This window comes from Paenibacillus sp. M2 (assembly GCF_046713495.1).
Classification (GTDB): Bacteria; Bacillota; Bacilli; order Paenibacillales; family Paenibacillaceae; genus Paenibacillus; species Paenibacillus amylolyticus_B.
The window spans coordinates 6,829,658-6,841,939 of sequence record NZ_CP169648.1; the positions used below are offsets into that span (position 1 = coordinate 6,829,658).

Below are 12,282 nucleotides of genomic sequence, written 5' to 3' on the forward strand. Positions count from 1 at the left end.
TAATCCTGCACTTCATTATTTTTTAGCAATCGTTAGTCAATTCAAGCACTCACATTCTGGCGAGCGTTCCCTTGTCTGGAGAACAGATAATCCACGGCCAGGAAACGGCTTCCGGTGAAGAGCAGTGTCAGGGAACCCGCCAGCAGCAGGTAATCTAACTCGGTACCGCTCAGGAACGGCTCACCCACTTTGGCTGTAAACAGAACGCCAACCATCACGATGGCAAACAGGGCAGCAAACACACGTGTTCCCAGACCCAGAATCATCGCCGCACCACCTACCAACTCGATGATGGCTACAACGGATGCAAGAAATCCGGGAATACCAATACTTTCGAAAAAACCTACTGTACCGCTGATTCCACCTTCGAATTTACTCCAGCCGTGCAACACAAAGATCAAACCGATCATAATCCTAGAGAAAAGTAATCCAATCTCTACACTTTTATTATTCATGTTCATCTTCCTTTCTCATTATATTCGACTTCACTTTAGCCCAATTAATCTATCCGATGGACCAAACAAACAAGATAGACAGCAATAGAAAAACAGTAGCCGACATCAAAACAGCATAACGTGGCAATCTCAGCGTCACGTCCTGTTCGGGGTCCAGCAGACGTGAAATGCGGACATTCACCGACGTATCCGCAAATGAGGACTGAACGGTCAGTTCCTTTGCCCCCCTAGGTTCAGGACAAGCACGAAGCAGCTTGAGCAAAGCACTGCCAATGCCTGCCACATTGCCTGTACGTTCAATGGCCTCATTGTCTGCCAGAATTTCTCTAACGATATGATATTGCTTTGAAGTGTGCTTCAAAACGGGAATGTACGGCATCATGATTGCAAATACCGACAGCAACGTCGTCTTCAGAGGATCACGGTGCCACAGATGATGTACTTCATGATAGACAACCGCTACCTCCTCTTCCCCATCAAGCATGTCCAGCAGCCCAGTGGAAAGTACAATATAGGGTCTCCATAGACCAATGGTAAATGCCACGGGTGAAGGCTTGTCCACCACAATGAAACTTGGCTGTCCCAGATCATGATATGTGGACTCCAGTTCGCGGGATAGCGCCCGAATCTCCATAGAGCGGAGCTTGCGGATTGCTGCCCGTGTTTTCATCATGCGAACCGTAAGCAACCAGCCTGTTCCCGCAAATGTCAGCAAGACCAGTGCCAGCAAGAAATGTCCCACGGATAACCAGCCCAAGCGACTCATCCAATGATTGCAGAGCCAGAGCAGATTAAACGGGATATCCCAGCCAAAAATTTTGTACATCGCGTACATGAACATCTGCATGAACACGAGTAACGGAATGCCAAACCCGACGGTAAACAAAAGTTTCGAGCGGGTCTTCCACATCTTAATCGCTATCCTTTTTCCATTGTTTGATCTTCTGTTCCAAGCGTTCAATCAGACCCGCATCTGCTTCGTCCAGCGCATCCAGCATATGATTCAATGCCAAAGCTCCGAATTCATCCACCAACTCATGTGACAGTTCCTTGGATTGGTCGTTCATAAACTCCTCCTTGCTCTGTACCGGTTGGTACAAAGATGTTCTGCCCTTTTGTGACTTTCCGAGAAGTCCCTTGTCTACGAGCCGGTTCATCACGGTCATGACTGTATTAAAATTGACGTCTTTGTCTTGTTCAAGTGCAGTCTGCACTTCACGGATGCTACTGCCAGGACGAGCCCATAAAATGTCCATAATCTTGGCTTCCAGCGGACCGAAAAATCGGTTGAGCCCACGCTCACCCACTTTGAAATTGTGTATTCTCATGTTCTGACACCCCTCACACTACCCATTGTAGTGCCATCAAATGAGAAGTCAACCTCTATGTCAGCTATTTTATGTAAATGATTTGTAAATTTGTTTTCCATTTCAGTAAAAAAGGCCAAAGACCGGGAGTTCCGCACGTTTGCGGTTCTGCCCGGTCTTCAACGAATATTAGTCCGTATGATGTTGTAGAACATGGTCAAAATGTGCTTTATTTTCCATCCTGTGACGGCATATGTGCAGAAATATCCACGCCGAGTCCATGAGCCAAACGTCCGCCAAGTTGCCCATCCGTCCGGAAGAAGTGGCATAGAGCACGCATTTGAATATCAACAGATACGCCCTTAAGGTCATTGATCAGATTATCAAGCAAATGCTGCTGCTCTACAGGAGTAAATGAACGGAAAAGCTCCCCTGCCTGCGTGTAATCATCCGTCTTCTCGATTTTCTCTCTTGTAACATGCCCTTGCAACGGAACCTGACTGTCCCGGTATGCCGGATCTTCTTGCGGGCTGTTTCCTGAACTGTTGGGTTCATAGTTCACCGGAGATGGGTCCTGATTCACATTCATGAGTCCATCACGCTGATGATTACGAACGGGTGCGTACGGGCAATTCACCGGAATTTGTAAATAGTTCGTTCCAAGCCGGTGACGCTGTGTATCTGGATAGGAGAATAGACGTCCTTGCAGCAATTTGTCTTCGGAAGGCTCAATTCCTGGTACAAGCGCACTAGGAGAAAAGGCCGCCTGCTCCACTTCAGCAAAGAAGTTTTGTGGATTCCGATTCAGGGTCATGGTGCCCACCGTATGGAATGGCAATATATCTTCAGGCCAAGTTTTGGTTGGGTCGAGTGGATCAAAAGAAAAATCATCCATTTGCTCAGGCTTCAGGAGCTGTACCTGAAGCTTCCACTGCGGGTATTGCCCGTTCTTGATATGTTCATGCAGATCCCGGGTAGCATGATTAAAGTCTTGCCCCTGTACCTCGGCAGCTTCCTGACGTGAAAAGCCGCGAACCCCTTGTGCAGACTCCCACTTATATTTTACATAGTGGACCTGCCCCTGTGCATTAATCCATTTGAAAGCATGTACGCCGAAACCATCCATCTCCCGATAACTTGCCGGTGTGCCCAGATCTGAGAACAACCAGGTCATCATATGTGTTGATTCAGGTGAGAGGGTCATAAAGTCCCAATAACGAGCAGGTTCCTGAATGTTTGTATCTGGAGCTGGCTTCAGGGAGTGAACCATGTCGGGGAACTTCAACGCATCACGAATGAAGAACACAGGCAGATGGTTGCCGACGAGATCATAGTTGCCTTCCCGTGTGTAGAATTTGACGGAAAATCCACGTGGATCTCGTGCAGTCTCTGGTGATCCCGTACCATGAATAACGGTTGAAAAACGAACCAGCACATCCGTCTCCGTACCCTGATTTTGCAGGAAGTCCGCTGTTGTATAAGCCTTCATACTTTGCTCTAGCGTGAATACGCCATGAGCACCTGCTCCTCTCGCATGTACGACTCTTTCGGGAATACGTTCACGGTCAAAGTGGGCTATTTTCTCAATGAGATGGTAGTCTTCAAGTAGTGTCGGCCCTCTTCTGCCTGCTGTGCGAGAATTCTGGTTATCACCTACAGGTGCTCCCTGATTCGTAGTCATACGTTCTGTCATCATATCGTCCTCCTCTAATGGGTCTCACGGCTGTTATATATCTACTATTAAAATCATATTCGGCATCGGTTTAAATATACATTTAGACTTGATCTAACTGTTAAATTGATTCTAACATGTCCCACTCTACTCTTGCATGAGGTTCACATGAGATTAAGATGAGGTTCTTCAACACTTCATGAATGAACTATGAACATGTTTTTAAGGGAATGATCTGATCTGCCTATCTATTAGGGAGTACCCGAAAAAGCATGAAGTGAAAGATAAAATATGGGCAAAAAAAAAGCGGACTAATCCGCCAGGCGGTAGCCCACTCCTCTTACTGTTACAATATATTGCGGCGAAGACGCATTATCGCCCAATTTTTTGCGCAAGCTTTTGATATGAACATCGACCACATTACTTCCACCCGTAAAATCCGTCTCCCAGATATCGCTGAGCATTTCCTCACGGGAAATGACTGCACCTTTGGCATCAATCAGCTTGAGTAAAAGATCATATTCGGTCTTGGTTAGATGAATCCGGTTATTATCGCGCTGCACACTCATCCGTTCACGATCAAGCCACAGATCTTTAAATCCGATACGGTGCCCTTCCTCAGGCAAAAACCCACGGTTGGGCAACGCAGGACTGTTGCCAATCATGCGCTGCACCCGGTATAGAGCTTCCTGCGGGCGTGCAGGCCAAACCAGCAATTCCTCTTGAAGCATCGGTCCACTCGCGCTACCAATCATCTTCTCACCAACCAGATACAGACAAGGGGTTGTATGCTCAGCCTCACGATTCAATCGGCTGCTAATGCCGGCAAATGCATCGATAGTTCCGGCCACAGACAGGTCATAGATCAACAGATCAAAGACAAGACGCTCATGCAGATCCGGTTCCCAGCGATGAAAAACCAGTACATCAAAGCAGCTATCCGTTAAGGCTTTTACCAGTTCATGAACCTGCCCCGGCATCGGGCTGATCAGAATAACACGCCGTGTAACAGGACAATTGTCCACAAGCGGTGCTGCATCGGACAAGGCTGGTTTAACCCTTAGGGGTAAACGGCGGCCAGGCAGTTTTATTTTTACTTGATCCGTTTGTTTCTGCATTCCCCGCAGACACCTCCAAAGACCACATGAGCATGATCGATTGCATATCCGGTTTCTTCAGCTACCTGTTTCATCCATTGTGGAGGAACCTCTGTCAGCACCTCGTCCACTTTGCCGCACACTTCACACATAATGTGCTGATGATCATCCATACGGGCATCGTACCTGCTTGCTGTCTCTCCGAGTTTAAGTTCCCGTATCAATTCTTTGTCCGTCAGATAACGAAGAGAATTATACACCGTACCATAGGCCAGATTATATCCTTGTTCCACGAGTCGATTCATGACATCAGCAGCTGTCGGGTGATCCTCTGAATGGCGCACCACATCATATACCGCTTGCCGTTGTATCGTCAAATTTAAAGTTCTCACAACCATTTCTCCTTTATTATTGATCCGTTTTATATAAAATCAGACACTGATCTTCTACTTATGATGGTCTTCCCAAAAAGAAGGAATACATTTTGATTTAGATTAAGTATAAATCTCATTGCATATTGAAGTCAATATCACTCTAACATCCTGTATATGCAAATAAAACATCTTTCCCAGCAATCCCCTCATAAATTTGGGATAATATGGTTCGCTACAGCACCAATTTTCAGATAAAATATAGGGATGTGCGTAAAAAGGGGGAATGTCGGTTGTTTAGCACTTTTTTCATTAATATCTGTGTCATGATTACGTTTATGTATGTGTCCGGGATCATCGCAAAGTTCTATAGTATCCGATTGCCTTTTCCCTCGTTACGTGTTCAGTTGATCGGCGGCTTATTATTCGGTATATATGGCACAGTACTCATGAACTATTCTTTCCCTCTGAACGAAACTACGATTGTAGATCTACGGCATCTGGCCATCGTTACGGCAGCGGTATATATGGGAGGATTGGCTTCGGTCGTTACGGGACTCATGATCTCGGTCCTTCGTATTCTGATGTTCGGCTTATCATCCTCTGCCATAGATGCAGGATTTGTCATGACTCTGATCGGACTGTCCGGTGTATACTTCGCCTATGCTCCCTGGTCCAGACTGACCAAAATAATTACAATGAATCTGCTTGGCATGACATTAATCTTTATCATCCTTATGTTGAATACAGACAGCATGAATTCATTAATGAAGATATATCCGTTACAAATGACAATTTCCTTTGCCGGTGGATTGTTTATCTATTTCATCGCAGAATTCATTAATAAATCCAATGAAATGTTATTTCTATTGGAAAAAAGAGCATCTACCGATCATCTTACCAACCTGAGCAATCGACGACAGTTCGAAAAATCACTTCAACTGGAACTCCAGCGTGCGAGGGATTACCAACAGAAGCTTTCCTTGCTTGCCATTGATATTGACCGATTCAAAAAGGTAAATGACACCTATGGTCATTCCGCCGGCGATGCAGTCCTGAAGCAACTTGGACAACTGCTCGTTGAGCATGCACGTTCTGCTGATATCGTGTCACGAAACGGTGGGGAAGAATTCGCCATTCTCTTGCTCGACTGTGGGCACCGTCAGGCCGTGGCTACCGCCGAATCTATCCGACAGGCTGTAGAGAAATACCATTTTGCTCTGCCCGACGGACACACGACACGTCTAACCATCTCCATTGGTGTAGCCGTGTATCCCGATGATTGTGATGATCATGACGATGACGATTTCTTCGAACAGGCCGACCGTGCTTTATATGAAGCCAAGAATACAGGGCGTAACCGTGTGTGTGCCTTAACTTTTCGCTCCTTACCTCTTACACTTTAAAGTAAGATCTAACCTTTCAACGTTCTCCAAAAAAGGGATGTCTCGTCCGCCTATTCAGGCGCACAGGACATCCCTTGCTTTATGGATTATTACATATCATCTCAGCTTGTGTACTGACAGGAGATCAAGCAAGGATGCTCTCAATCTCCTCCACAATGGCAGCATCCAGCTTCACGCCAGATGCAGCCGCGTTCTCTTTTACCTGCTCGGGACGACTCGCCCCTACAAGTGCACTGGATACATTGTTTTGGCGCAGAATCCAGGCCAGGGCCAGTTGGCCAACCTTCAGATCCAGCTTGTCCGCCACTTCAATCAGTTGACGAACTTTCCCGATACGATCCGCATTGATCTTTCCTTCGTCCCATCCTAACTTGGCAGCACGGCTATTCTCTGGGATATCGGAAACGGACGTATATTTCCCGGTCAATAGACCTTGAGCAAGCGGGGAGTATACAACTTGTCCGATGCCTTTACGCTCGCCGAGCGGGATAATTTCATTTTCGATATAACGGTCAAACATGTTGTACACCGGCTGATTGACCACGATACGATCCAGAAGCAGACGATCTGCTGTACCCAACGCAGCTTCCATCTGAGCCGCTGTCCACTGGCTGACGCCTACATATAACACTTTGCCTTGGCGTACCAGATCATCGAGCGCGCGGAGTGTTTCCTCAATTGGTGTTTCGGTATGATAACGATGGCAGTAATAGATATCCACATATTCAACGCCCAGGCGCTTCAAGCTGGCTTCACATTGCTCCTTGATATGTTTGCGAGACAACCCCTGGTCATTCGGACCATCGCCCATTTTGCCAAATACTTTGGTTGCAAGTACATAAGAGTCACGGGAGTACGCTTTGAGCGTCTGCCCCAGCAATTCTTCTGCTGCACCCCGTTCGTATACATTGGCAGTATCAAAAAAGTTAATGCCTTCATCAAATGCAGTTTCAATTGATTTCACCGCATTCTCACGTTCCACATATCCTCCGTACGTCAGCCAGCTTCCCAGGCTGATCTCGCTTACTTTCAGTCCGCTTCCACCTAATCTGCGATAATCCATTGATTGCATATCCTCCTCTGTTGGTTATAAAGATGAAGTTCACTTTCTATTGTAACGTAACCAGCTCGGAATAAAAGGGCTTTGGCTCAGAAAATGGAAAATGAAAAAAAGCGCACCTATAAGGTGCGCCGAATAAAGATCTATGATCATGATTTAAGGCAAAGTAATGCTCAATGCATTCAACAGATCAGCCTGTCTGACCGGCTTGGTCAGAACAGCATCAAAGGCTTCTGCTTCATGCAATTCAATATGCATCCCATAAGGAACAAGAACAATGACGGGCAGATTCTCCAGTCGCTGTTTCAGTTCATGTACAAAATCGACCGCGCCGCCTTCCAGTAATCCCACATCCACAACGGCTACATCAGGCATAAACCCTTCCTTGATCCAATCATGCGCTAATGTCACACCCGAGGTCATGTGTACATCCATCTCCCACCTGCGCATCAGGGAAGAGACGCCTTGCAAAATGTCAGGGTCCTTGGCAAGTAACACCTTTTTGCCTTTTAAACGCTGCTGAACACTTGCGAGTTGAGGTAACTCCCAGTATCTGCGCAATGGAAGGGAGATGTTGAATTCCGTCTCATTTTCCTTCACACTACTCACCTGAATACGGCCATGCATGAGAATGGCAAGATTCTGGCTTACAGCTAAACCCAGATTACTTCCAATCAGTTTTTGGATATTCAAATTTTCATCTTGGCTGTTAAAGGTTGGTGTCTTCTTGTCCGATAACATCTGACCCGTGTACTTCACCTTGAGCTGAAGTGTACCGGTCTCCTCCAATTCTTCTCCGTTCACCACTGCTGTGATCAGAACGGAACCTTCACGCGTTGAATCGAGAGCATACTGAATGACGTGTGCAAGCAACTGTCCAATCTTGACTTCATCACCAACAAACACTTGAGATACATTCAGTTCAAGATTTAATCCCAGCTCAATGTTCTTGCCCGTCGCAATCCCGGCATAGAGATACACGGTATTCTCAATGGTGCCTACCAGATCAAACGGATCATCATGTATAACCGTTTTACCTGCTTCATTAATGTTGAAATTCATCATATTATTCAGCAAGGAAAGCAAAATATTTCCGCTTGTCTCAATCATGTTCACATATTCGGACTGCTCCTCAGGCATATCCGGTGTGCGCATCAGATCTGTCAGTCCCAAAATACCGTTCAAGGGATTGCGAATCTCGTGACTCATTAGCTTCAACATCTGTGTTTTGGTCATAGCCTCAGATTCGGCACGTTCTTTCTCTGCCTGGAGCTGCTCTTGCATTTGTTCCGAATCACTCAATTTCCGCTCCTGAACATGCAACGTGCTTTCCAGATCAACAACATAACCCAGGAATACAGCCATCGCCTTCAGTGTCTTCATATCAGTTTCGCTGATGATATAACCAGGATCATCCATCAGACAGATGGTACCAAATGTTTCGCCCGATCTTCTCATAATAGGCACGCCCACGAAAAAGCGATTGCCTAGTCCGCTCGTAACGCCCATGGATCGTGTCATCGGATGTTCACATGTATCCTCGATCGTAAGAACGCTACCTTTGTCTTTTAAGACCAGGCTGCAATATGAATCCGTAAATGGAAGTGCACTGCCTTTAACAATTAGCTCTTCCGTACGATTAAAGGCTTCCAAAATGAAATTTGTCACCCCGTCATTCGTGGCAACAAAGATGGTATTGACCTTCAATATACCGCTTAATACATCTACGATATGGGCCGCAGCTTCCTTTATATCTTCATAGAAGCCTCTCGTAATGCCTTCTGCCGTCCCCATGATCCACCCCTTTTGTCTTAGCTGCACTTTCTAATCTGTATATCAGAATGTTTAATCACGTACAAGGGTTCATCAAGAATCCGAATAGCTGTCACAATCTATACTTATATGATTAACACCGTAGAAGTAAAAGAGAATCATTCTGCCTGCCGATAGCCCGTTGTCGGACAAAAGCAGGTCTTGAACTGATCGTTTAAAAACGGAAAATGTATTGCAAATCGCCTTTTCAGATTGATTAAAGTCCATCTTGTCCGACTTCGTATAATTATCCTTGCAGGCAACTAGCAATTATACGCTTCTACTCAGACTTTGGGAACCTTTATCCGCAGCAATTAAAGGAAAGTCCATTTTGTTCTGTAAGCTGTGTGATCATTATCACACCCAAAAAACCACATATAGTTTATAAATGGATAATACGAATCTACATATAGTATTTAACGTGAATTGAATGATACCAAAATCATTTTAGGAGGAACCTTACATGAACATGCTTGAGTATGCCACTCCACCGGCATCCGATCCATTATCCGACCTGGGAAGACGAATTATTGGCGCAGAAGACGCCGATACGCTGAGGGAAAATGCAAATCTGAACGGGGACTCCTTCAGCGGTAAGATGAGCAGGCTCGGTTCGGAGACCGCCAAGTGGCATGCTCTGCGTCATGTGTTGCCGGAAGAGCTTGCCCAAGCTGTGGAGAACGGAGATCTGTATGTACACGATCTGGATCAGTATGCACTTGGAACGACCAACTGCATCTTTATCCCGTTTGACCGTCTCCTTGCTTCAGGTTTCAATACAGGCAACGGATCCGTTCGCACACCTCAGACGATCATGTCTGCAATGGCCCTGGTTGCGATCATCTTCCAATCCCAGCAGAACAGTCAATATGGCGGTGTATCGGCCAATAAGATTGACTGGGATCTGGCCCCTTATGTACAACGATCATTCCGCAAACATTATCGCAAAGGACAACGGCTCTTTGGTGAAAATGTTCTGATCGGGGATGAACAGGTTCATCTGGATAGCATCGAAGCGAAGAATCAATGTCCACGGGCATATGCCTTCGCCTATGAAGAGACTGAATTGGAGACAGGACAAGCTGCTGAATCACTGATTCATAACCTGAATACGATGAGCAGCCGGGCAGGTGGGCAGATTCCATTTACTTCACTGAACTATGGATTATGTACGTCAGCAGAAGGCCGGTTGGTATCACGCTCATTGCTGGAAGCAACCATTCGTGGCCTGGGCAACGGGGAGACTCCCGTGTTCCCTCAACATATTTTCCAATGTAAACAGGGGATCAATCAGGCTCAAGGTGAGCCGAACTATGATTTGTTCCGGCTCGCAGTCACCTGTTCATCCCGGCGGATGTATCCTAACTTTGTCAATGTGGATGCCTCTTTCAATCTGCCTTTCTATCATCCGGAAGATCCGGATACGATCATCGCAACTATGGGATGCCGCACACGTACACTGGCTGACCGGTTTGGTCGCAATCGTCAAAGTGGTAAAGGTAACCTGTCCTTCAACACCATTAACCTCGTGAAGCTCGGCATCCGGTTTGGCATCTGCCAGGGCAACAGAGCGGTTGCTGATCGGGCGGGATTCTACACTGCACTGGAATCCGTGATGCAAAATGCTGCGCATGGTCTGTTGCATCGGTACCGTATCCAGACTGTTCAACCTGCTAAGGCGTCAGATTTCATGATGCGGGAGGGTGTATGGGAAGGCGGGGAGCAACTTGCTCCGAATGAACCCGTTGGGGATCTGCTCAAACATGGTACGTTATCCCTGGGTTTTATTGGCCTGGCAGAATGTATGACAGCTCTCTATGGACGCCATCATGGACAGGACCCTCATGTACACCGCGAAGCGCTCAACATTATTCGGACCATGAGAGAGTTCTGTGATCGGATGAGCGAGCAGCATAACTTGAATATCACCCTGTTTGCCACACCTGCTGAAGGGTTGTCCGGCAAATTCACGAAGATTGATAGAGAACGATACGGCCTCATTGCCGGGGTTAATGATCGTGAGTATTATACGAACTCATTCCATATCCCGGTATACCACACTCTTCCAGCTTATCGGAAGATTGAACTGGAGGCCCCATTCCACACTTTATGTAACGCGGGTGCGATCTCCTATGTGGAGCTTGACGGAAACGTTCGGGCCAACACCACAGCTTTCCTGCGAATTGTGCAGTATGCACTGGCGCAGGATATCGGTTATTTCTCCATTAATCATCCGATTGATCGCTGCCCTGCATGTGGATATGAAGGCGTCATTGGGGATGTATGCCCAGGCTGTGAAGCCCACGAGAACCATGTACACTTCCAGCGATTACGCCGCGTAACTGGCTATCTGACCGGAGATTACAAAGTACGCTTCAATGCTGCGAAGCAGGCCGAAGTGCGGGATCGGGTGAAACACCGGTGAATCTATATGGTTACATTCCGGAATCGGTGAATGAAGGGACGGGTCTGCGTGCCGTGTTGTTCATCAGCGGATGTCGTCACGCCTGTCCGGGTTGCTTCAGTCCGGATTCATGGAGCTTTCGAGCGGGTGAGCCCTTTACAGAGGAGCGGCAGCAGCAGATTCTGCATGAAGTGACGACCCATCCGTTGCTGGATGGCGTTACGTTGTGTGGTGGTGATCCCTTTTTCTCGGCAGCAGAATGTACGTCCTGGGTCCAGCAGCTCCGCGCTGCACGTCCTGATCTGACGGTATGGGCCTACACGGGATTTGAATATGAAGAATTGATCACCGACCCTGCGAGAGCAGAGCTTGCCCGGTTATGCGATGTGATTATTGACGGTCGATACGTTGAAGCGGAGCGTGATGTCTCTCTGCCCTTCCGCGGCAGTCGAAATCAACGATTGATTGATGTCAGTGCAACAATAGCCACTCAAACCATCGTTACAATGCAGCTCAGTATGCTGTAAACATTGGTTTTATTCCCCTCACCAACTAACAAGGCACGGGTCCCCAGCGGACTCGTGTCTTTTTGGCGTATAGCGGTCTGCTTTAAGAAATAGGATTTATCCATTCTCTCTATTTTCTTCTCTATTGCATGACGATATATTATATAGGTAGTTATTAAGTTAGCATTTAAA

At 46.8% G+C, this 12,282-nt stretch carries 11 protein-coding genes; 3 read left to right on the forward strand and 8 right to left on the reverse strand.

Going from position 1 to position 12,282, the window contains the following annotated elements:
• Window positions 1–41: 41 nt before the first annotated feature.
• From ACETMN_RS31050 to ACETMN_RS31075, 6 genes are all read right to left on the reverse strand, one after another.
• Window positions 42–455: a DoxX family protein gene (locus ACETMN_RS31050; protein WP_076209884.1), complete on the reverse strand. Its 414-nt coding sequence runs from the start codon at window positions 453–455 to the stop codon at window positions 42–44.
• Window positions 456–504: 49 nt separating this feature from the next.
• On the reverse strand, window positions 505–1,365 hold the full coding sequence (locus ACETMN_RS31055; protein ID WP_411735506.1) for a M56 family metallopeptidase: 861 nt from the start codon (window positions 1,363–1,365) through the stop codon (window positions 505–507).
• Window position 1,366: 1 nt separating this feature from the next.
• A complete protein-coding gene (locus ACETMN_RS31060) occupies window positions 1,367–1,783 on the reverse strand; it encodes a BlaI/MecI/CopY family transcriptional regulator (protein WP_017691824.1) in 417 nt (138 codons plus the stop codon).
• 208 nt (window positions 1,784–1,991) lie between these two features.
• A complete protein-coding gene (locus tag ACETMN_RS31065) occupies window positions 1,992–3,455 on the reverse strand; it encodes a catalase (protein ID WP_411735507.1) in 1,464 nt (487 codons plus the stop codon).
• Between the two features lie 290 nt (window positions 3,456–3,745).
• Window positions 3,746–4,552, reverse strand: coding sequence for a winged-helix domain-containing protein (locus tag ACETMN_RS31070; protein ID WP_091012746.1), 807 nt, complete (start codon window positions 4,550–4,552; stop codon window positions 3,746–3,748).
• Entirely contained in the window at window positions 4,528–4,923 is a 396-nt protein-coding gene (locus tag ACETMN_RS31075; RefSeq protein ID WP_091012745.1) for a Fur family transcriptional regulator, read from the reverse strand. The genes ACETMN_RS31070 and ACETMN_RS31075 overlap by 25 nt, the downstream gene beginning before the upstream one ends.
• A 272-nt stretch (window positions 4,924–5,195) precedes the next feature.
• Between ACETMN_RS31075 and ACETMN_RS31080 the strand changes: the two genes are divergently transcribed.
• Window positions 5,196–6,308, forward strand: a complete 1,113-nt coding sequence (locus tag ACETMN_RS31080; protein ID WP_091012743.1) for a GGDEF domain-containing protein — start codon at window positions 5,196–5,198, stop codon at window positions 6,306–6,308.
• Between the two features lie 124 nt (window positions 6,309–6,432).
• Here the strand turns inward: ACETMN_RS31080 and ACETMN_RS31085 are convergent, their stop codons facing one another.
• Together ACETMN_RS31085 and ACETMN_RS31090 are read right to left on the reverse strand one after the other, a co-directional pair.
• Window positions 6,433–7,371 (reverse strand): aldo/keto reductase family protein, encoded by a 939-nt coding sequence (locus ACETMN_RS31085; protein WP_047840782.1) that lies wholly within the window; start codon window positions 7,369–7,371, stop codon window positions 6,433–6,435.
• A gap of 153 nt (window positions 7,372–7,524) precedes the next feature.
• On the reverse strand, window positions 7,525–9,162 hold the full coding sequence (locus tag ACETMN_RS31090) for a histidine kinase dimerization/phospho-acceptor domain-containing protein (protein WP_091012741.1): 1,638 nt from the start codon (window positions 9,160–9,162) through the stop codon (window positions 7,525–7,527).
• A gap of 481 nt (window positions 9,163–9,643) precedes the next feature.
• Between ACETMN_RS31090 and ACETMN_RS31095 the strand changes: the two genes are divergently transcribed.
• On the forward strand, window positions 9,644–11,605 hold the full coding sequence (locus tag ACETMN_RS31095) for an anaerobic ribonucleoside triphosphate reductase (protein ID WP_091012739.1): 1,962 nt from the start codon (window positions 9,644–9,646) through the stop codon (window positions 11,603–11,605).
• Window positions 11,602–12,111, forward strand: coding sequence for an anaerobic ribonucleoside-triphosphate reductase activating protein (nrdG, locus tag ACETMN_RS31100; RefSeq protein ID WP_091012737.1), 510 nt, complete (start codon window positions 11,602–11,604; stop codon window positions 12,109–12,111). The genes ACETMN_RS31095 and nrdG overlap by 4 nt, the downstream gene beginning before the upstream one ends.
• Window positions 12,112–12,282: the final 171 nt, after the last annotated feature.

Coding starts and splice junctions, on each gene's coding strand:
- ACETMN_RS31060 (WP_017691824.1), bottom strand. CDS start 1,783: ATGAGAATACACAATTTCAAAGTGGGTGAGCGTGGGCTCAACCGATTT.
- ACETMN_RS31055 (WP_411735506.1), bottom strand. CDS start 1,365: ATGTGGAAGACCCGCTCGAAACTTTTGTTTACCGTCGGGTTTGGCATT.
- ACETMN_RS31070 (WP_091012746.1), bottom strand. CDS start 4,552: ATGCAGAAACAAACGGATCAAGTAAAAATAAAACTGCCTGGCCGCCGT.
- ACETMN_RS31050 (WP_076209884.1), bottom strand. CDS start 455: ATGAATAATAAAAGTGTAGAGATTGGATTACTTTTCTCTAGGATTATG.
- ACETMN_RS31090 (WP_091012741.1), bottom strand. CDS start 9,162: ATGGGGACGGCAGAAGGCATTACGAGAGGCTTCTATGAAGATATAAAG.
- ACETMN_RS31095 (WP_091012739.1), top strand. CDS start 9,644: ATGAACATGCTTGAGTATGCCACTCCACCGGCATCCGATCCATTATCC.
- ACETMN_RS31065 (WP_411735507.1), bottom strand. CDS start 3,455: ATGACAGAACGTATGACTACGAATCAGGGAGCACCTGTAGGTGATAAC.
- ACETMN_RS31085 (WP_047840782.1), bottom strand. CDS start 7,371: ATGGATTATCGCAGATTAGGTGGAAGCGGACTGAAAGTAAGCGAGATC.